This window comes from Mixta theicola, assembly GCF_002895925.1.
GTDB classification, from domain to species: domain Bacteria; phylum Pseudomonadota; class Gammaproteobacteria; order Enterobacterales; family Enterobacteriaceae; genus Mixta; species Mixta theicola.
Genome location: NZ_NWUO01000004.1, coordinates 206,193 through 225,254, shown reverse-complemented (window position 1 = coordinate 225,254; position 19,062 = coordinate 206,193). Strand labels below are relative to the sequence as shown.

At 57.0% G+C, this 19,062-nt stretch carries 19 protein-coding genes, 1 other RNA gene and 1 pseudogene; 6 read left to right on the top strand and 15 right to left on the bottom strand.

What is annotated here, in order from left to right; all coding sequences use genetic code 11:
- Positions 1-14 precede the first annotated feature (14 nt).
- Together COO59_RS07735 and COO59_RS07730 are read left to right on the top strand one after the other, a co-directional pair.
- A complete protein-coding gene (locus COO59_RS07735) occupies positions 15-407 on the top strand; it encodes a DoxX family protein (protein ID WP_103059227.1) in 393 nt (130 codons plus the stop codon).
- 70 nt (positions 408-477) lie between these two features.
- Positions 478-1,464, top strand: coding sequence for a glutathione S-transferase family protein (locus COO59_RS07730; protein WP_103059226.1), 987 nt, complete (start codon positions 478-480; stop codon positions 1,462-1,464).
- Between the two features lie 144 nt (positions 1,465-1,608).
- Here COO59_RS07730 and COO59_RS07725 read toward each other — a convergent pair whose 3' ends face one another.
- Entirely contained in the window at positions 1,609-2,508 is a 900-nt protein-coding gene (locus COO59_RS07725) for a LysR family transcriptional regulator (RefSeq protein WP_103059225.1), read from the bottom strand.
- A 134-nt stretch (positions 2,509-2,642) separates the two neighbouring features.
- Between COO59_RS07725 and COO59_RS07720 the strand changes: the two genes are divergently transcribed.
- On the top strand, positions 2,643-3,347 hold the full coding sequence (locus tag COO59_RS07720) for a pirin family protein (protein WP_103059224.1): 705 nt from the start codon (positions 2,643-2,645) through the stop codon (positions 3,345-3,347).
- Positions 3,348-3,386: 39 nt separating this feature from the next.
- On the opposite strand, the gene dolP is transcribed toward COO59_RS07720, so the two are convergent.
- From dolP to COO59_RS07700, 4 genes are read right to left on the bottom strand one after another with little or no spacing between them, the layout of a single operon-like run.
- The gene (gene dolP, locus COO59_RS07715) at positions 3,387-3,959 is read right to left on the bottom strand and encodes a division/outer membrane stress-associated lipid-binding lipoprotein (RefSeq protein WP_103059223.1); all 573 of its coding nucleotides are present in this window, start codon (positions 3,957-3,959) and stop codon (positions 3,387-3,389) included.
- A gap of 13 nt (positions 3,960-3,972) precedes the next feature.
- Positions 3,973-4,560: a DnaA initiator-associating protein DiaA gene (gene diaA, locus COO59_RS07710; protein ID WP_103059222.1), complete on the bottom strand. Its 588-nt coding sequence runs from the start codon at positions 4,558-4,560 to the stop codon at positions 3,973-3,975.
- Positions 4,561-4,574: 14 nt separating this feature from the next.
- Positions 4,575-4,970 carry a YraN family protein gene (locus COO59_RS07705; RefSeq protein WP_103059221.1) on the bottom strand — a complete coding sequence of 132 codons (396 nt, stop codon included), beginning with the start codon at positions 4,968-4,970 and terminating at the stop codon, positions 4,575-4,577.
- Positions 4,928-7,021, bottom strand: a complete 2,094-nt coding sequence (locus COO59_RS07700) for a penicillin-binding protein activator (RefSeq protein WP_103059220.1) — start codon at positions 7,019-7,021, stop codon at positions 4,928-4,930. The genes COO59_RS07705 and COO59_RS07700 overlap by 43 nt, the downstream gene beginning before the upstream one ends.
- 61 nt (positions 7,022-7,082) lie before the next feature.
- Between COO59_RS07700 and rsmI the strand changes: the two genes are divergently transcribed.
- The gene (gene rsmI / locus COO59_RS07695; protein WP_103059219.1) at positions 7,083-7,946 is read left to right on the top strand and encodes a 16S rRNA (cytidine(1402)-2'-O)-methyltransferase; all 864 of its coding nucleotides are present in this window, start codon (positions 7,083-7,085) and stop codon (positions 7,944-7,946) included.
- A 123-nt stretch (positions 7,947-8,069) separates the two neighbouring features.
- Here the strand turns inward: rsmI and kbaY are convergent, their stop codons facing one another.
- The 8 genes from kbaY to kbaZ all read right to left on the bottom strand — a co-directional run bounded on the left by kbaY (position 8,070) and on the right by kbaZ (position 14,411).
- Entirely contained in the window at positions 8,070-8,942 is an 873-nt protein-coding gene (kbaY, locus tag COO59_RS07690; RefSeq protein ID WP_103059218.1) for a tagatose-bisphosphate aldolase subunit KbaY, read from the bottom strand.
- 12 nt (positions 8,943-8,954) lie between these two features.
- Positions 8,955-10,109: an AgaS family sugar isomerase gene (locus COO59_RS07685; protein WP_103059217.1), complete on the bottom strand. Its 1,155-nt coding sequence runs from the start codon at positions 10,107-10,109 to the stop codon at positions 8,955-8,957.
- 262 nt (positions 10,110-10,371) lie between these two features.
- On the bottom strand, positions 10,372-10,494 hold the full coding sequence (locus tag COO59_RS21470; RefSeq protein WP_276308262.1) for a hypothetical protein: 123 nt from the start codon (positions 10,492-10,494) through the stop codon (positions 10,372-10,374).
- An 8-nt stretch (positions 10,495-10,502) separates the two neighbouring features.
- A complete protein-coding gene (gene agaF, locus COO59_RS07675; RefSeq protein ID WP_103059216.1) occupies positions 10,503-10,937 on the bottom strand; it encodes a PTS galactosamine/N-acetylgalactosamine transporter subunit IIA in 435 nt (144 codons plus the stop codon).
- 15 nt (positions 10,938-10,952) lie between these two features.
- Complete coding sequence (gene agaE / locus COO59_RS07670) at positions 10,953-11,831, bottom strand: PTS N-acetylgalactosamine transporter subunit IID (RefSeq protein WP_103059215.1); 879 nt, start codon at positions 11,829-11,831, stop codon at positions 10,953-10,955.
- Complete coding sequence (gene agaW, locus COO59_RS07665) at positions 11,821-12,600, bottom strand: PTS N-acetylgalactosamine transporter subunit IIC (protein WP_103059214.1); 780 nt, start codon at positions 12,598-12,600, stop codon at positions 11,821-11,823. Before agaW ends, agaE begins: the two co-directional genes overlap by 11 nt.
- Positions 12,601-12,610: 10 nt before the next feature.
- On the bottom strand, positions 12,611-13,084 hold the full coding sequence (agaV, locus tag COO59_RS07660) for a PTS N-acetylgalactosamine transporter subunit IIB (RefSeq protein ID WP_103059213.1): 474 nt from the start codon (positions 13,082-13,084) through the stop codon (positions 12,611-12,613).
- A gap of 19 nt (positions 13,085-13,103) precedes the next feature.
- Positions 13,104-14,411: a tagatose-bisphosphate aldolase subunit KbaZ gene (gene kbaZ, locus COO59_RS07655; protein WP_205960855.1), complete on the bottom strand. Its 1,308-nt coding sequence runs from the start codon at positions 14,409-14,411 to the stop codon at positions 13,104-13,106.
- A 238-nt stretch (positions 14,412-14,649) separates the two neighbouring features.
- Here kbaZ and COO59_RS07645 point away from each other — a divergent pair, with 238 nt between their 5' ends.
- Positions 14,650-15,462 (top strand): DeoR family transcriptional regulator, encoded by an 813-nt coding sequence (locus COO59_RS07645; protein WP_103059211.1) that lies wholly within the window; start codon positions 14,650-14,652, stop codon positions 15,460-15,462.
- 42 nt (positions 15,463-15,504) lie between these two features.
- An RNA gene (gene rnpB / locus COO59_RS07640) (RNase P RNA component class A) lies at positions 15,505-15,882 on the top strand.
- Between the two features lie 62 nt (positions 15,883-15,944).
- Here the strand turns inward: rnpB and COO59_RS07635 are convergent.
- Together COO59_RS07635 and COO59_RS07630 are read right to left on the bottom strand one after the other, a co-directional pair.
- Positions 15,945-17,854 (bottom strand): annotated as a pseudogene (locus COO59_RS07635) (BglG family transcription antiterminator).
- 50 nt (positions 17,855-17,904) lie between these two features.
- On the bottom strand, positions 17,905-19,044 hold the full coding sequence (locus tag COO59_RS07630; RefSeq protein ID WP_103059210.1) for a lactonase family protein: 1,140 nt from the start codon (positions 19,042-19,044) through the stop codon (positions 17,905-17,907).
- Between the last annotated feature and the right edge of the window lie 18 nt (positions 19,045-19,062).

The window sequence follows — 19,062 nt, the reverse complement described above, 5'->3', positions numbered from 1 at the left end:
CACTGGGGAAAACCATGAAAAAATTCGAAGATATTGGCCTGTTGGCGGCGCGTATTTTACTGCCGATCCTGTTTATCGTTTCTGGCTGGGGCAAAATTACCGGCTATGACGGAACCGCGCATTATATGCAGGCAATGGGCGTTCCGGCGTTTATTCTGCCGCTGGTGATATTGCTTGAGCTGGGCGGCGGGTTGGCGATCCTGTTCGGCTTCCTGACGCGTTTTACCGCGCTGTTTACCGCTGTCTTTACGCTGCTGACCGCTTTTCTGTTCCACAGCAATTTCGCTGAAGGCGTTAACTCAATTATGTTTATGAAAAATCTGTCGATCGCAGGCGGCCTGCTGCTGCTGGGGATCAGCGGTCCTGGCGCTTACAGCATCGATCGCCTGCTTGGGAAAAAATGGTAAGCGATAGCTATACTTCATCATCTACGGGCGAGAATGGTTTCATTCTCGCCCCTTTCATTTTGGAGGCTTTATGGGACAACTGGTTGATGGCGTCTGGCAGGATACCTGGTATGACACCAAATCGAACGGCGGCCGCTTTAAGCGCTCCGAGTCCGCGTTTCGTAACTGGGTTACCGCTGACGGCAGCGCGGGCCCAACCGGCAAGGCGGGGTTTACCGCCGGGCGCGATCGCTATCATCTGTATGTATCGCTCGCCTGCCCGTGGGCGCATCGCACGCTGTTAATGCGTCAGTTAAAAGGGCTGGAGCAGATGATTTCGGTTTCGGTGGTGCATCCGCTGATGCTGGAGAATGGCTGGACGTTCGCTACCGATTTTCCAGCAGCAACCGGCGATACGCTTTATCAGCATGATTTCCTCTATCAGCTTTATCTACATGCCGACGCGGACTATAGCGGCCGGGTGACGGTGCCGGTACTGTGGGATAAGCAGCAGCAGACCATCGTTAGCAATGAATCCGCCGACATCATTCGTATGCTTAATTCCGCTTTTGACGCCGTCGGCGCACGCGCCGGGGACTATTATCCCGTTGCCCTGCGCGCGGAGATCGATGAGCTGAACGGCTGGATCTACGATACGGTTAATAACGGCGTTTATAAATCGGGCTTCGCTACCTCACAGGCGGCTTATGACGAAGCCGTAGAGGCGCTGTTTCGTTCGCTGAATCGTCTGGAGCAGATACTTGGCCAGCATCGCTGGCTGACCGGCGATCGGCTTACCGAAGCGGATCTGCGGTTGTGGACCACGCTGGTGCGCTTCGATCCGGTGTATGCCACCCATTTTAAATGCGACAGGCATCGCATCGGCGACTATCTCAATCTGAACGGATTTTTACGTGATATCTGGCAAATGCCGGGCATCGCCGGGACGGTAAATCTGCAACATATCCGCCATCACTATTATTGCAGTCATAAAACCATTAACCCCAGCGGCGTTATTTCCATAGGGCCGGCCTTTGACTGGGATGAGCCGCACGGGCGTGACGAACGCTTTTCCTGACCCGCAACTGACACGAGTTACGGGATTAATAACAAAGTCGTCTGTCAGATAGAGATTCCCTGGGCGACCATCCCGCGAGGCGCTCTGGCGGCTCATGCCGCTACGGCCTCATTGCGATGTTTCCCCTAAAATCTGGCCTGCCGGTTACCCTTTTTTAGCTAACAGACGCGGGATTTCACGCAGGCACCAGGCTTTAGCCTCGCCCATGCTGTCGCGCCGCCAGGCCATAATAATATCAATTTCCTGCGTGTTTTCAGGGCTGACCACGCGCAAACGGCCTTCGGCAATATCCTGCTCCACCAGCGGATAAGGCATACTTGCCACGCCCAGCCCCGCCAGCAAGGCGCGGCGCTTATCGTCTATGCTGCTGAGCGTCAAACGCTGCTGCTTATCCAGTAACTGAACCGTCAGTACCGGTCTTTCACGAGCGGTATCCGCCACCGCAATACCGCGATATTTTACGCGCGTCGTTTCAGAAAGCGGCTCCGGCTCCTGATGAATCGGATGATCCGGGCTGGCAACGATAACATTCATAACGCTATATAATTTGCGGGTGTTGATCTCGGTTGAGGCGCGAAAATGCAGATCCGGCGCCACGACAATATCTGCCCGTCCCTGTTCCAGCCGCTCCCAGGCTCCCGCCAGCACCTCGGTAATTAGCGAGATTTGCGTATTGGCCTTTTCCGACAGCTTTTCCACCAGCGGAAACAGCATTTCGGTGGGCACCAGCGCCTCGGTAACGATGGTCAGATGGGTTTCCCAGCCGCGCGCCAGCGCTTCCGCATCGGTGGTTAGCTTATCGGCCGCTTCCAGCAGCACCCGGCCGCGTTCCAGCAGCATACGACCAACGTTAGTGAATTTAGTGCGGTGACCAGAGCGATCAAACAGCACCACGTCCAACTCTTCTTCCAGTTTTTGCATGGTGTAGCTGAGTGCGGAAGGCACGCGGCCCAGTTCGTCAGCGGCCGCAGCAAAGCTGCCGCGCCGATCGATAGCGTCCATCACGCGTAGTGCTTCCAAAGTCAGGGCCCGATCTTTTGCCATAGCGCGTCTCTGTCAGTAATTTTGAATATGCCAGGCAGATTAACTGGCTAACAATCCGCCGTCCAGATATTTACCATAGAAACCTGACAGGTGACCTGGCGGCATAAACAGGCGCTGATGGGGGTAATCTAACAATGATGACATCACGCACCGCGCAACAGTGTGGTCAGGCCGATTACGGCTGGCTGCAGGCGCGTTATACATTTTCTTTTGGCCACTATTTTGATCCAAAACTTCTGGGCTATGCCTCGCTGCGGGTATTGAATCAGGAAGTGCTCGCCCCTGGCGCCGCTTTCCAGCCGCGTACCTATCCACCTGTGGATATTCTTAACCTGATCCTGCGGGGCGAAGCGGAATACCGCGATAGCGAAGGCAACTACTGTCGCGCGGGCGATGGCGACGTCCTGCTGCTGTCAACGCAGACGGGGGTGGCCTGGAGCGAGCTGAACGTAAACCGGGATGCCCCGCTGACGCGTATCCAGCTCTGGCTGGACGCCTGTCCGGATCGCGAAAACCCGCTGGTGCAACAGCTGCCGCTGACGCTGGATCGGCCCCACCAGCTGATCGCTTCGCCCGATGGCGAAAAAGGCAGTCTGCAGGTGCGTCAGCAGGTTTGGATCCATCACATCACGCTGGAACCAGGGCAAGAATGGCAACAGCCGCTACAAGGCTCGCGCGCCTGGCTACAGTCGATTCACGGTCAATTTCAGGCGCTGTCGGCCAACGGCGAACGGGAAGAGTTGGGCTGCGGCGACGGCGCTTTTATCCGCGATGAAACCAGCATCCGCCTGCAGGCGCAAACGCCGCTACGCGCGCTGGTCGTTGATTTGATGAGCTAACGAAAAAGCGGGGCGACGCAGATGTCGCCCCTGACAGGATTATTTCAGGATGGTAAAGGCGGTAGTGACGTGCTTCACGCCGCTTACCCGACTGGCGATATCCGCCGCCGCACTGGCTTCCTGCTGCGTAACCAGCCCCAGCAGGAACACTTCGCCGTTTTCAGTGGTGACCTTCACGTTAGAGGATTTCACCCGATCGCTGCCCAACAGCTGTGAGCGCACTTTGGTAGTGATCCAGGTATCGGAAGAGGCGGTGCCCAGCGTAACTTTCGGCCCCTGGCGAATTTCGTTATAAACCTCCGTTGCGCCATCCACGCCCATCGTAATTTGTTTCGCGCGATCCGCAACTTCCGCGCTCGGCGCCTGGCCGGTCAGCAGCACTTTGCCCTGATAGGCGGTGGCTACGATATGCGCATCATTTTTTATTTGCTGATCTTTCGCCAGCGCGTTGCTGACGCGCAGTTCCAGCGTGCCGTCATCCACCTGGGTTCCTACGGTACGCGGATCGGTTGCGCTCTTGGTCGCCACCGCCGCGCTGCCGACCACGACGGCGGCGCAGCCCTGTAATAACAGGGCGGCAAAGATCACTGCCAGTGCAGATAATACCTTCATTACATCTCCTTGTTTATTCCTGGTGAGGAAACAGAGTGTTATCAATCAAATCACACAGACAGTTCACGGTAAGCATATGCATTTCATGAATTCTGGCGCTTCTGTGTGATGGGATGCGAATCTCTACATCCTGCGGGCCCAGCAGTCCAGCCAGCTCGCCGCCATCATAGCCGGTCAGGGCAATAATCGTCATATCACGCGTGACCGCCGCTTCTACCGCCTTAACAATATCACGGCTGTTACCGCGCGTAGAGATCGCCAGCAGCACATCCCCCGTCTGGCCCAGCGCCCGGACTTGCTTAGCATAAACCTCGACATGCAGCCGATCGTCGCTAATCGCGGTCAACAGAATATTGTCCGCGCTTAGCGCCAGCGCCGGCAGACTGGGACGCTCTGCTTCATAACGGTTAATCATACTGGCGGCAAAATGCTGAGCATTCGCCGCCGAGGTGCCGTTGCCGCAGCAGAGGATCTTGTTGCCGTTCAGCAGCGATTGCACCATGGTCATTGCCGCGCGGGAAATGGCATCGGGTAACGCCTCCGCTGCGGCTATCTGCGTCTGTATACTTTCCGTAAAACAGGCTTTTATTCTTTCCAGCACACTACCACCTGGTTCTAAATGTGGGCTTGAAACGCATCGGGCAGCCACGTTAGCTGCTGCCCGGTAATGGCGACGATGTCGAAACGACAGTCTACCGTATCAAAACTGGCATTGCGCGCCGCCAGCCACAGGGCGGCGCTGCGTAACAGTTTCTGTTGTTTGCGCCAGGTAACGCTGGCTGCCGCGCCGCCAAAACGCGCGTCGCGCCGATAGCGTACCTCGACAAACACCCACTGTCGCCCGTCACGCATAATTAAATCCAGCTCGCCAACGCGATAACGCACGTTGGCGGCTACAAATACCAGCCCCGCCTGCTCCAGATGACGACGCGCTATCAGCTCATAGCGCGCGCCTTTTAGCTGACGACTTAGCTGGCCGGGACCACCTGTCCCTGACGATACTGGCTCCATATCAACTTCCTGTTGATAACACAATTTTCTGTGGCGCTCAGCTGACCGGTATTGCCATCGATACGGAAACCGGACATTTGACGCATTTCGCTAAAGTGGTTAGCCAGCGTCCAGGCGTCAATGCCCATCGCATACAGGCGAACCAGCGAGAAATCATTATTAAAGCTGCGCGCCGCCTGCTGCATCAGCCCCGGATTAGCGCCCGACAGCAGCGGAATATCGCTAAACTGCAGCCCTTCCATCTCCAGACGGAAGTCAGGACCGGCACCGGCCTGGAAGCTGCGCGAACTGGCATACAGCGCCACGTTGCTGCGGCTGCTGATGCGCATGGCGATCATCGGCTTAATCAACTGCAGCTCACCCTGCGTGGCGACGATATAAACCGCATCCACCGCGCCGCCGCTGGCGGCGGTTTCAGGCGGCGTGCTGCTCTGCGGCGCCGGGATGGTCAGGCCAGCAATAGTGACGCCCTGCGGCTCACTGACCGGCGGCGTCACTGGCGTACCGCTCAGGCTTATGCCCGCGCCGCTGTTGATGCCCTGCTTCAGATCCGCGGCGGAACCGAACCCTTGTTGCAGCACCGTGCTGCCGCCCAGCGTTTGCCATTCCTGCGCAAAGGCTTTGCTGACGCGATCGCCCAGCGAGCTACGCGGCACCAGCAGCAGCGGCATGCGTTTGCCCTGCTGCCAGATATGATGCGCAGCATCCCGCGCTTCGTCTTCAGGAGAAAGCGCAAAGTAGCAAAGATTCGGATGGTTCTGGATTTTTTCCGGCTCATTAAGCGCCAGCACATTCAGCGGCGTGGAGGAGTCCGCCAGCTGCTGCACGTTATCCTTCAGCAACGGCCCAACCACCAGCGTCGCGCCGTCCTGCTGAGCCTGGGCTATTATCTGCTGAATCGGCTGCGAACTGGTGTCATACACTTTCACTTCGGCATTGCTGGCTGGCGCAGTAGTGGCGCTGGCCGCAGGCGGTGCGGCGGGCGGCGATGAGTCAGGGTCAGCCGGCGCGGCGGAGGGGCTGACTACCGCATCCGTATTCGCAGCCTGCGGCTGAGCGCTGCCATTTGCCGGTTCGGCGCTGTTGTTCGCGCTGTTGCTCGCAGGCTCGGCGCTGTTTTGCGCGCCGTCGCTGGGTAACGCCACCGGATTTTGCGCGCTGCCGACGGCAGGCGACGGTTGCGTATTCAGCAGGCCGTTTTTCGCATCGTTAAAGCCCTTCTGGATAGCGCTGGCGAAAACCTGCGCCTGGCCGCTCAACGGCAGCAGCAGCGCGATTTTACCGGTAGAAGCGGGCTGGAAGTTCTGCACCTGCCCGAGCGCCGTCGGCGGCGTTTTTGCCGCCGGGTTTTGCGGATAACGCATCTGCCAGTCGCTGATGCCCGCTTTCAGCATATCGGGATCGGTACGGTTCGCCTTGTAAACATTGAGCAAGTCGAGCCAGCCCTGCAGCGTATTTTCATCCGCATTAATTACCAGGCTGCTCATCTGCTCCGGCGGCAGCTGCGTCAGCGTCTGCCAGGTGGCATCGATATTATCCTGATGCGCTTTATCGGTTAACAGCGGCTCCTGCGCGATCAGCATGCGCACCAGATCCAGCGAAGGTCGCCCCTGATTAGCGGCAATCTTCATGCCGTAGTAGCGCTGCTGCTGATCTTTCGACATGGAAGAAGGATTAAGCTTCGCCAGAATCGCCTGCGCGCTGGGGAAATCCTGACTGCCGAGACGCAGCTGGGCGGTCAGCAGCTGTAGCTCCTGACGCTGCGTGTCGCTTAGCTGCTGCGGCAGCTGGGTGATTTGCTGGTATGCCTGGGGATACTTCCCTTCGTTAAGCAGTGCACGTATCGCAAGTAATTGCCAGTCAGCCTTGTTATCATCTGGGCTTTGCTGTACCTGCTGCAGGTAATAGCTGGATGTGCCCGTTGCCGGCCCCTGAATATTTACCGAGGGAGCCTGCGGCGTCTGGCCGGTACAGGCTGCCAGAATTAGCCCGGCCAGGAGAACAGGCACGAAGCGCCCTGCTTTTTTTCGAACGACTTTTGAAGGAAGCATACTGTATCCAGTAAGTTTTTTTCAGGATGCTCAATATTAAATCGGCAATTCGGATGAAACAATGAAACAACACGATCGGGCAGAGATTTCTGCCAGCACGCTCTATATTGTACCCACCCCGATAGGCAACCTGGGCGATATCACCCAGCGGGCGCTGGCGGTGCTTGCAAGCGTCGATCTGGTGGCTGCGGAAGATACACGTCATACCGGACTGTTGCTACAACATTTCGCCATCAATGCGCGACTGTTCGCATTACACGATCATAATGAGCAGCAAAAAGCGGAACTGCTGCTGACGAAACTGCAGGAAGGCCAGAGCATTGCGCTGGTTTCCGATGCGGGTACGCCATTAATCAACGATCCTGGCTATCATCTGGTGCGCCGCTGTCGCGAAGCGGGCATCCGCGTGGTGCCGCTGCCTGGCCCCTGCGCCGCTATTGCCGCCCTTAGCGCCGCCGGTTTGCCCTCCGACCGCTTTTGCTATGAGGGCTTTTTACCAGCCAAAAGCAAAGCGCGCTGCGATACGCTGCGCGCGCTGGCTCAGGAACCGCGCACGCTGATTTTTTATGAATCAACCCATCGTCTGCTTGATAGTCTGCGCGATATGGTCAGCGAACTGGGCGCGGATCGCTATGTAGTGCTGGCGCGCGAGATCACCAAAACCTGGGAATCGATCCACGGCGCGCCGGTAGCGGAGCTGCTCGCCTGGATTGAAGAGGACGAGAACCGTCGTAAAGGCGAAATGGTGCTGATTGTCGAAGGCCACCATGCTGATGAAGAGGCGCTGCCGATCGAAGCGCTGCGCACCCTGGCGCTACTGCAAAAAGAGCTGCCGTTAAAGAAAGCGGCGGCGCTGACGGCGGAGATTCACGGCGTGAAGAAAAACGCGCTATATAAATATGCGCTTGAGCAGCAGGAAGAGTAAATCAACCGGCCCGGATGCGGCTCCGGGCCAGATATTTTCATAAGGACGCGTTTTTTCGTTGCACTGGCCATAACGCGCCGCCCGGTGAGGAACAACGCGGTTTTGTCGTTATCGCCAGGCTCATCAAGCTTCGGCGGGCAACAGCAGGCGCGTTGCCGAGCCGCAAACGGTAATTTTGTCTTTAACCACTTTTTTCATCGCATCCATACCGACGCGCATGTAATAGCGCGGATCGTTGCCCTGCGGGTTTTCGGCAAACCACTCTTTCACGGCGGCGGCGAAGGCGATTTTTAGTTCTGTCGCCACGTTCACTTTGCAGACGCCAAGCTCAATGGCGCGACGGACATATTCATCCGGCACATCGCTTGCGCCGTGCAGCACCAGCGGGACATCCACCACTTCGCGGATTTCCGCCAGGCGCTGAAAGTCGATTTTTGGCCGTTTGGCGTAGAGGCCGTGGGCGGTGCCGATAGCGACCGCAAGGCTGTCGACGCCCGTCAGTTCAACAAAACGCTTCGCCTCCTGCGGGTCGGTCAAAAAGGCGCTTTCCGCATCCACGCTCATGTCATCTTCCACCCCGCCAAGACGGCCCAGCTCGGCCTCAACGCTGCAGTCGTGCAGATGACAAAAATCGACCACCGATTTCACCAGCTTAACGTTCTCTTCAAAGGGCAGATGGCTGCCATCTATCATTGCGCTGCGCACGCCCGCGTGAACCTTACGGCGAATATCTTCCAGCGACTCATGATGATCGAGATGCAGCGCCAGCGGCATGTCGTAGCTGACGGAGTAGGCGCTGCACAGGGCATAAATCTCTTCAAGAGCGATATGTTTAAAGGTGCCCGGCGTACCGGCGAGGATCACCGGCGATCGCATCTCGCTGCAGACTTCAAGGATCGCCTGGATCGTTTCGGCGTTATGGATGTTAAACGCAGGGATCGCATAGCCTTTTGCCTGCGCATCCTGCAGAAGATATTTGGTTGAGATAATGCTCATGTTGCGATCCTCTTATGCCTGCCATGGATGAATAACAACGCCCTGCACCACACGATTTACCGTGCCGCTGGCGGACGGGTTATCTGGCGTATTGCCCACGCTGATGGATTGCGTCAGGGCAAACACCTGCGCATACATCAGGAAACAGAAGGCCAGCTCAATATCCAAAAAGTGACGGGAAGGCGGCAGCAGGATATGCGAGCCGGCTTCGATGACGGCGTCGGTATCGGCGGAGATAGCCACGACGCGCATCGCCTGCCCGTCGCGGCGCAGTTCCGCCAGCAGGTCGAGATCGTACTGGCGGGTATAGGGATGACTGGAAACGAACATCACCACCAGCGTTTCGCTATCCACCAGCGATTTCGGTCCGTGGCGGAAGCCAGTAGAGGAGTCGTAAAACGCGGCCAGTTTCCCCGCCGTCAGCTCCAGCACCTTCAGAGCAGATTCGCGCGCCACGCCCTGCAGGCCGCCGCTGCCGAGGTAAACGAGCCGTTTCCAGGGCGCGTTGCCAAATACGCCGTCGCTGAAATCGCCCAGAGAACTAATGATCCCCTGGCAGCGATCGGCTACGTCGCGAAAGGTGCTGCTGTTGATCGCCTCCGGCGCGAACACCGCAAGGCAGCTTGCCATCATGGCGGTAATGCTGCTGGTCATCGCAAACGCGCGGTCGTGCGTTTCAGCAGGCATCAGCAGCGCAAAGGCGTTATCGCTGTTAACCGCGTTTTGATACAGGCTGCCCGCTTCGTTGCAGGTTATCGAAAGATGGTAGCACTCCGATACAAACTGATTGGCCAGCTCAACGGCAGCCACGCTTTCAGGGCTGTTGCCGGAGCGGGCAAAAGAGACCAGCAGCAGCGGGTGCGCCGGGTTCAGGTAATCCACAGGATTGGTCACCAGATCCGTGGTCGGCACCGCGCTAAAATTTTTACCGGTATGGCGGGAAAGCCACGGCGCGATGATATCGCCGATAAACGCGGAGGTACCCGCGCCGGTCAGAACGATGCGCAGATCGTTTTTGCGCAGCAGCGGAGTAAGAAAAGCATCGATCGCCGGTCGGCAGCGGTCAATATTGGTGAGCGAACGGATCCAGCTGGCGGGCTGCTGGCGAATCTCTTCTTCTGTCCAGGTGCCGGTTACGGCGGTGGAAGGGGTGTAGGTTTCTGGCATAACTCAATCCTTGGTCGGGTGAATTCCACTTCAGACGCTGACAAACGGGGTCGCCATCTTTCGTTTCGTTTCACTTGTTCACTTAAGCAGTTAAATAAAATCTATAGAAAAGAAACCGAAAGTTCAATGAAAGAAAGTGAAATAAAACGAAAACTGAGAGGATGCGCGGGGAACATAATCTAACCAATTAATATATAAAGATTTAGTTTTTATCTGCGTAAATAAGGCAGGTTTTTCGAAAGAAAAAGAAAGGCCTTACGGCTTAACGTCGCAGGCCAGGGTTACGCACAATTCCGCTGCGCATCGCCGCGATAACGCCCTCTTCGATGCGTAGCTGGTGATCATCCAGCCAGCCACGTTCGGTAAGCAGACGTCGTGCGCGCAATAGCGTGCTTATATTCCTTCCTCTATGGACGCTTCTTCACGACAGCGTCCCAGTTCATCCACCAGGCTCGTCAGGCCGCGGTGACCGCACTCCAGCGCCTGCAGACGGAACGCTTCGCTGCTCAGCCCTTCACGCTCCAGCACCATCTCCAGCAGCAGCTGCAGATTCGTCCCGGTAATCACCTCGCCTCCTGGTTTTTGCATCGCCAGCTGGGAAGCCACGCGAAACGGCGTACCGCCCAGCAGATCGGTGAGAAACACAATATCGTGCTTAGCGTCCAGCTCGCGCATCGCCTGCTCCAGCTGCGAAGTCAGCAGCGCGGTGGTGGAGGTTTCCGGAAAGTCGATGGCGATAAACTGCTCCTGCTCGCCGAGGACCTGCTTCATCGCCTTTTCCAGACCGCTGGCAAATCCGCCATGGCCCGTCAAAATGATACCTAACATTGCAAACCTCGCTTTTTACAGGAAATGACAGAATTTGCCGACAACGCCCAGCAAAACCGTAAGGCCGATCAAACGTAACGGACTCCAGCCGCGGCGCACCAGCCAATACATGGTCAGGGTGTAGACCAGCGGCAGAAACGCGGGCATTAGCTTATCGATAACATCCGTTTGCAGTTTCACCACCGCATCGCCTGCGGTAATTTCCAGCGTCGTGTTAAGGCGCACATAGGTGGCAACCAGCGCGCCGATAACCATCATTCCGACCACAGACGCCGCATGACCTACTTTTTTGGTATTGGCTTTAATCAAGGGGATCGCCGCCACGCCCATGCGGTAAGCATAATGCGCCATGCCAAAACGCAGGCCGAGATGCACGATGTTAAACAGCACAATAAACACCACCGCGCCAAGGATAGATCCCTGAAGCGCCAGACTTGCGCCGATACCGCCGCAAATCGGCAGCAGCGTTAGCCAGAACATGGCGTCGCCGATACCGCCGAGCGGCGCGCCTACGGCGATTTTGGTGCTCTGAATGCTGTTTACATCCTGCTTGGAACGCTCCATCGCAAGAATAATGCCGATGACGAAGGTCACCAGAAACGGATGGGTATTAAAGAACCCCATATGGCCTTTCATGGCGCGGGCTAAATCGCGCGGGTTGGTGTGGATCTTTTTCAGCGCCGGCAGGAGGCCATATAGCCAGCCGGAAGCCTGCATACGTTCATAGTTGAAGGAAGCCTGCAGCAGCATTGAGCGCCAGGCCACGCGGTTGATATCCTTTTTCGTCAGTTCCGCACCCACTTTTTGATCTTCATAGACGTTTTCATTCACGCCGGTAAGCAGCGTCTCTTCCGTATCGGAGACGTTTGGCAGAACAGTTTGATTAGATGCCATCTTCGAATTCCTCTTTCTGGGCCACAGACGCAGTCGGTTCAGGTGATTTACGCAGCAGGTCGATCAGCGCCATCGCCAGCGCGGCGGCGGCAATGGCCAGCACCGGCAGTTTGAGCCAGGCGGCAGCCACGAAGCCGATGATGAAGTAAGGGATGTAGACATTCTTCATCATGATTTTCAGCAGTACGGCGAAACCGATGGCAGGCATAATGCCGCCCGCAACGCCCAGACCGTCAATCAGGCGCTCCGGCAGCACATCAATCGCCGTTTTCGCATGTTCCGCGCCGAAGTAAATCGGCAAGAACGCGCACAGGAAGTAGAAGCCGCCCAGCGCCAGCAATGCCAGATAGTTAACGCGCTCAATGCCTCGCGTATCGGCATTGGCCGCCATGCGGTCGCAGCGGGACATTACGCCGGACATTATCGAAAACAGGAAGGTGATGCCCATCTGCACCGCTACGGCGAACGGGACGGCGACGCCAACGGCGACATCAGGCTTCACGCCGGTTGTAATCGCAAACGTGGCGCCGACGATGGTGCCGATAATGACATTTGGCGGCTGCGCGCCCGCCAGCGGGGCCAGCCCCATCCAGACCAGCTCCAGCGTACCGCCGGTGAGAATACCGGTATGCAGATCGCCCAGGATCAGGCCGACCAGCGGCCCCAGCACAACAGGACGGTGCATATGCGTTAATCCGTTGAACATATCGAGGCCGGCAATAAAGGCGAGGACACCCAACGCAAAAGCTTGCAACAGGCTGATTTCCACTGTGAATCCCTCAGATTAGTTTAAAGAGTTCCAGGGCGGGCTCAGTCGGGACGCCCTGAACGAAGCACTTCACCCCGGCGGCCTTCAGGCCGTTAAATGCAGCGATGTCTCCAGCGTCGACGGAAACCGTTTTGGCAACCTGCTGTTTGCCATCGGCGTAGTGCATATTCCCTACGTTGATACGGCTGACGGGAACGCCGCCCTCAACCAGCCGAAGAAAGTCTGCTGGCGTTTTACAGACCAGCAAGATTTTTTGCCGATCGGCGGCGCGGTGGATATTGTCGATAACTTTTTGCACCGACCAGAAACGTACGGCAATCCCTTCGGCCAGTACCATTTCCATCAGATTTTGCTGGACCGAATCTTCAGCCACCTCATCATTCGCGACCAACACCAGATTTGCCCCGGCAAATCCGACCCACTGAACGCCCACTTGTCCGTGAATCAGACGTTCATCGATACGGCTTAAAACGATGTTTGGCATAGCGTTTTCCTTTTCGTTGTTATGCGTTACAGGAGGTCATACCCGCACAGGCGGCGTGGTACTGACGCAAGATGTCCTGGATGTGGTCGATAATGAGTTCTCGCGGCGCTGCATTAAGCGTCCCGGCGCGAACTTTTACATATTGCAGCGGCAGATACTGGCTGATCAGCGGCAGTGGAATCGGCTCATCGGCCAGGTTTTGCACCAGTCGCGCAAAAACCTCGTCGATTTGGCTATCCGGCCAGTAGTAGCGCACGCGGTCGGAGTAGCTATAGCCGCGCGCCAGCCGACGCGCGTGGCCGTCGCCGTGGTAGTGGCTTTGCCAGTATTCCGGGCGATCGAGCATGACGCTTTCCAGCACGTGACGCAGGCCGGAACAGGCTTTGGCGGGCAGCAGCTCCTCTTCCATTGCCGCCAGCGAAAACAGCGCTTCGCGCAGCGCAAAGGTGAGCGCCGGGCCAACTTTTAAAATGGCGAAATGGTCTTTTACCAGCTGGCGCAACGCCTGCGGCGTCTGGTAGTCGGTGGAGTGCGCTTCAAATACCAGCGTGTCATACGCTGCTACCATCGCACTCAGCGCCGCGGCTTTTTGCGGCTGATAGTCGATAACATGGGTGTGGTCGAACTCGACGCCCGGCTGAACCACCAGCCCGATGATGCGCGGCCAGATAGCGTTTAGCCCGTGTTTTTCGAAAGCGTGGCGGTGCGCTTCCAGCGTGGCGCGCGCTGCATCGGGCGTGGTAACTTCCAGCTCCGCCAGCGTCTCGTGCGCCCCGCCGGGCACCGGCACCTCGGTGCCGATGACATACACCAGATCCGACTCGCCAAAGTGTTCGCGGCAGGCGGCTTCAGCGACTTTCGCCAGCCGCGCCGCGCGTTCAGCAACGATTTCATCGGTTAACGGCACCGGATCATCCCCGCACGACATGCTGCAATCGAGGTGGATTTTCTTAAAGCCCGCCGCGACATAGGATTTAATCAGCTCATCTGCGTTAGCCATTGCCTCGGCTGCCGGCAGATGCTGCCAGCGGTTGGGGCCTAAATGGTCTCCGCCGAGGATAAGCTGAGACTGTGGAAAGCCGAGTGAGTCGGCAAGGCCGCAGACGAAGCCGCGAAAATCGGCCGGCGTCATGCCGGTATAGCCGCCGAACTGATCAACCTGGTTAGACGTTGCCTCAATCAATAGCGGCGTGCGCCCGGCATGGGCATAGCGAATTGCTGCTTCAAGTACCAGTGGATGCGCGGAGCAAACGGCGTAAATCCCGTTCGTTTTTCCCCGCTTATGTTGCTCCGCCATTTCTGTCAGATGTTTCACTTTCCTCTCCATTTCGGATGGCAATGACCACTACCTTTCGTTTTGTTTCATTTGATACTGCATCATGGCGTCATAAAAATAAAACGAAAGGCAATGGTTTTCCGATCTGTTTCACAAAAGAAGCATAGTGAAACTATTTATTGTGATTTAAGCGGATTTATAAGGTGCCGGCAGGGTTGCATTCCGGTAGAAGAAAAGCCTTAATATGTAAAAAGAAATGAAACGAAAGTTTTAATTAAAGGACCTTTTTATGAGCAGCAGCGACTCCTCCGCAGAAAAGCGTGTTCCCGGTACCAGCGAAAGGCGCGAGCACATCATTCAGCGGCTGCGGCAGCAGGGAAGCGTTCAGGTTAACGATCTGTCCGCCCTGTTCGGCGTCTCGACGGTGACTATCCGTAACGATCTGGCGTTTCTTGAAAAACAGGGCATCGCCGTGCGCGCCTACGGCGGCGCGCTGATTTGCGATAGCAATACGCCGGGCAGCGAACCTTCGGTAGAGGATAAAAGCGCGTTGAATACCGCGGTGAAGCGTAGCATCGCGCAGGCGGCGGCGGCGCTGGTTCAGCCGGGGCACCGTATCATTCTCGACTCAGGCACGACAACGTACGAAATTGCCTGCCTGCTGCGCCAGCATACGGATGTGATTGCCATGACTAACGGCATGAATGTCGCCAACGCGCTGCTGGAAGCCGAAGGCGTGGAACTGCTGATGACCGGCGGCCACCTGCGCCGTCAGTCCCTGTCGTTTTACGGCGATCGCGCAGAGCAATCTTTGCAGAACTACCATTTCGATATGCTGTTTCTCGGCGTCGATGCTATCGATCTCGATCGCGGGGTGAGCACGCACAATGAAGACGAAGCGCGGCTCAACCGCCGCATGTGCGAAGTGGCGGAACGGATTATTGTCGTGACCGATTCCACGAAATTTAACCGCTCAAGCCTGCATAAAATCATTGATACACAGCGCATCGATATGATTATCGTTGATGAGGGGATCCCGGCGGAAAGCCTGGAGGGATTACGTAAAAACGGAATCGATGTTGTTTTGGTTCAGTTGAAGTAGCGAAGAGTGACAGCGGCGCTTAAAACCTCTATACTTCGCGCCGAAGCTGACCAGACAGTCGCCGCTTTGTCGCCGTCCCCTTTCGGGGGAGACGGGCAGAGGGGAGGAAAGTCCGGGCTCCATAGGGCAGGGTGCCAGGTAACGCCTGGGAGGCGCAAGCCTACGACCAGTGCAACAGAGAGCAAACCGCCGATGGCTCATTCGTGAGCACAGGTAAGGGTGAAAGGGTGCGGTAAGAGCGCACCGCGCGGCTGGCAACAGTTCGTGGCACGGTAAACTCCACCCGGAGCAAGGCCAAATAGGGGTTCACAAGGTACGGCCCGTACTGAACCCGGGTAGGCTGCTTGAGCCAGTGAGCGATTGCTGGCCTAGATGAATGACTGTCCAAGACAGAACCCGGCTTACCGGTCAGCTTCACTCTTTATAAAACCCCGCTTCGGCGGGGTTTTTGCTTTGCGCGACGGCGAACCAATGCGTGGATCTTACAGGCGGCTCAGGCAATCCAGCGCCACGCTTTTAAAGCTGGCGAAGTCGCTGCTGTCGCGCAGACGCGTCATGGCGCGCTCGCGCATAAAGGTGACAAACAGATCGTAGATCGCCATCGCTTCCTCATAGTCATCTTTGCTGATGGCTAACAGGAAAATGACATAGGCGGTTTCTTCGCCCCAGACGATGCCCTGCGGCGCCAGCACGGTGTACACCACGCTTTTTTTGCCAGCAGCCCCAGCGAGTGCGGCAGCGCAATCCCCTCCCCCAGCATGGTGCTGAGAATCGCTTCGCGCTCCTCAACCGAAGGATAAAACGTCTCGTCCACAAAGCCTTCCTGCTCCAGCTGCTGACACAGCAGACGAAACAGCTGCGCCTGCTCCATCGGCCGATCGATAATGCAAAAATGGCGCGCGTCGAAAAACCGTTCCAGCATGTAAGGTTTGGTACGGTCTACCAGCACCTGTTTCCCCAGCTGTTCCAGCTGATAGTCGGTAGGAAAAGGCGACATCACCACCACCGGTTTGCCCTTCTCGCTGAGCCGGACGGTGGAGATAACAAAATCCTCCTCAATGCTTTCCTGCATCTCATATTCACGCAGCGAAATGATGCACGTCACGACGATTTGCGGATACTTACGCAGCAGCATTGCCTGGATCATGCGTATGGTTGAATTGCCGGTATCGCATACCAGCATCACCTGAGGATGACGCTGATAGCCCACGTTATAATGGCGCTCCAGCCCAACGCCGATATGCAGCACCAGAAACCCGATCTCGTTTTCACTGATCACGTACGGCGTATATTTACTCCAGCTGGAAACCGCCGCCAGCGTCACGTCATACGCCATCGGATAGTGCTGCTTGATATTGGTCAACAGCGGATTCGGAATGGTTATCTGGTAGCGGACGCGGGTAATCATGGTTTTGATATGCGTCAGCAGATCGGCGCGCAGCTGCTGGTCGTCCTGCAGGTTATAGTTGTAGTGGGTGTTGATATAGCTGAGGATATAGTCCACCAGCGAATCGCCGTCGTCGGCGCTGATCGCGCTGGGCGCTATCTCCTCTACCCGCCGGGCGGCAATATTCAGGCGCAGCCAGGCCTCTTCCGCAGGCGCAATCACCTTACCGGTAATCGGGCGCATCAGGTTGATAATATGGCGAGCCGCCGCCTGAACATCGCCGTCCACCTCGTCGGCGCTGAAATCGGAAAGCGGATAGCCTTCGCTAATGCGGCGCACCGCGACCGCGCAGTAAAGGCGCAGGTAAAGCTCGCCTTCGTCGGTCATGCGAATATTAAAGCGCGCGAAGCAATGCAGCAGCAGCGGCTGAAGCGTTAGCAGCATGCCGCTGTTGAGCGCTTCCATCTGCAGCAGCGGGTTTTCACTATTTTCCTGAGCAATTTGATACAGCAGATCGGTCAGACAGGTGCGGATCGCCATTTCGCTGCCGAACAGCTTCATACCATAGCGTGGGCGCGCCTCAATGGTCAGCTGATAGCGGTTGAGCCACTCCCTGACTTCCGCCATATCGCTTTGCAGCGTGGCGCGGCTGACAAACCACTCTTCCGCCAGATCTTCCAGCTTGATGGCCCAGGCCGAGGTCAAAAAGCGCGTCAGCAGATAATGAATACGCTCCGTCGAGGTACGGGGAACACGCAGATGAGCTGGCGACTGCTGAGTCAGGCGCTGATAGCGGGCCGGATCGAGAATACGCAGCTGATACCCTTCGCCGCGGCAGAGTACAAACAGCGCGCCGTGATCGGCCAGCATCTCGTTAAGCATGTTAATATCGGTGCGCACGGTGCGCGTGGAAACCGCAAAACGGCGCGCCAGCTCATCCTGCGGCAGCGTCTCTTTTTGCAACGTATCAAATAACTGAGCCAGTCGCTGGTTTGGAAATCTCACGGCAGCTCTCCCCTGTTGGCAGCGCATCGGCGCGGCAAATTATCTCATCATCATGGCATTATCACCATCTGTGACGGCGCGCCAATTGCGGTGTAATCATCGCTAAAACGCAGCTTCCCGCTGTCGCTGTCAATATAAAAACGCGTAATATTATCGCTACGCTGATTTAGCACATAAAGCGTTTTGCCATCCTCTGACAGCGTCAGCGTGCGCGGGTAGTCACCGCGCGTCCAGACATTTTCGATCGGCGTCAGCGTCCCGTTCGGCTCAATCCGGAAATGCCCAATGCTGTTATGCAGGCGGTTAAGCACATACAGATGCTTGCCGCGCTGGTCTATCGCCAGACCGGCGGCAAAGCTGGTGCCTTTATAGCCCGGCGGTAAAGACGATACCGTCGCGCCCTCGGTCAGCGTGCCGTGCTGCGTATCAAGCCGATAATGGGTAAGGGTCGACGCCTCTTCATTTATCAAATAAAGCGCTTTGCCATCCGGCGTAAAGACAAAGTGTCGCGGACCCGCGCCCGCAGAGGAAGCGGCCAGCCACGGCGGCGTATTCGGCATCAGCTTGCCCTGCTCGCTTAGCCGATACTGATAAATTCGATCTAACCCTAAGTCGGTGCTGAATACGTAGCGCCCGTGCGGATCGCTGGCGATCATGTGGGCATGCGGCCCATCATGGTCGCTGCTGGCAAAGCTGCCCTCAACGGCGGCCTGCGGCTGTGCGGCGCCAGGCGTGCCCTGATGCTGCTGATGGTCGCTGGCCTGCTCCAGCCCGCCGTCCGCGCGTACCGGCAGTACGGCAACAGAACCGCTAACATAGTTAGCCACCAGCAAATGTCTGCCGTCCGGCGTCAGCGTGAGATAAACCGGACCGCTGCCTGCTGAGCTCACCTGATTAATTTCTGTCAGGCTGCCATCCTCCGCCAGGCGATAGGCCACGATAATCCCTGGATCGCTTTCGCTGGCGGCGTACAGCACTTTTTTCTGTGCGTTAGCCGTGAGCTGTGCGGCGTTATGCAGCTGGCTCACCTGGGTTTTGTCGCTCAGAGCGCCGTCCGGCGCAATCCTGAAACGATACACGCCCTCGCCGTGCGGCTGATAGGTTCCTACAAACGCATAAGGAGCTGCCGTAGCCAGCGGCGCAACGCCAAACAATGCCATAGATAACGCGGTAATCAAATGTTTTCGCATAATTTTATCCCGGATTAT

Bases quoted from the DNA above. Each gene is read 5' to 3' on its own strand.
- COO59_RS07735 (WP_103059227.1), top strand. From the start codon at position 15: ATGAAAAAATTCGAAGATATTGGCCTGTTGGCGGCGCGTATTTTACTG.
- COO59_RS07730 (WP_103059226.1), top strand. From the start codon at position 478: ATGGGACAACTGGTTGATGGCGTCTGGCAGGATACCTGGTATGACACC.
- COO59_RS07725 (WP_103059225.1), bottom strand. From the start codon at position 2,508: ATGGCAAAAGATCGGGCCCTGACTTTGGAAGCACTACGCGTGATGGAC.
- COO59_RS07720 (WP_103059224.1), top strand. From the start codon at position 2,643: ATGATGACATCACGCACCGCGCAACAGTGTGGTCAGGCCGATTACGGC.
- dolP (WP_103059223.1), bottom strand. From the start codon at position 3,959: ATGAAGGTATTATCTGCACTGGCAGTGATCTTTGCCGCCCTGTTATTA.
- COO59_RS07705 (WP_103059221.1), bottom strand. From the start codon at position 4,970: ATGGAGCCAGTATCGTCAGGGACAGGTGGTCCCGGCCAGCTAAGTCGT.
- COO59_RS07700 (WP_103059220.1), bottom strand. From the start codon at position 7,021: ATGCTTCCTTCAAAAGTCGTTCGAAAAAAAGCAGGGCGCTTCGTGCCT.
- rsmI (WP_103059219.1), top strand. From the start codon at position 7,083: ATGAAACAACACGATCGGGCAGAGATTTCTGCCAGCACGCTCTATATT.
- kbaY (WP_103059218.1), bottom strand. From the start codon at position 8,942: ATGAGCATTATCTCAACCAAATATCTTCTGCAGGATGCGCAGGCAAAA.
- COO59_RS07685 (WP_103059217.1), bottom strand. From the start codon at position 10,109: ATGCCAGAAACCTACACCCCTTCCACCGCCGTAACCGGCACCTGGACA.
- agaF (WP_103059216.1), bottom strand. From the start codon at position 10,937: ATGTTAGGTATCATTTTGACGGGCCATGGCGGATTTGCCAGCGGTCTG.
- agaE (WP_103059215.1), bottom strand. From the start codon at position 11,831: ATGGCATCTAATCAAACTGTTCTGCCAAACGTCTCCGATACGGAAGAG.
- agaV (WP_103059213.1), bottom strand. From the start codon at position 13,084: ATGCCAAACATCGTTTTAAGCCGTATCGATGAACGTCTGATTCACGGA.
- kbaZ (WP_205960855.1), bottom strand. From the start codon at position 14,411: ATGGAGAGGAAAGTGAAACATCTGACAGAAATGGCGGAGCAACATAAG.
- COO59_RS07645 (WP_103059211.1), top strand. From the start codon at position 14,650: ATGAGCAGCAGCGACTCCTCCGCAGAAAAGCGTGTTCCCGGTACCAGC.
- COO59_RS07630 (WP_103059210.1), bottom strand. From the start codon at position 19,044: ATGCGAAAACATTTGATTACCGCGTTATCTATGGCATTGTTTGGCGTT.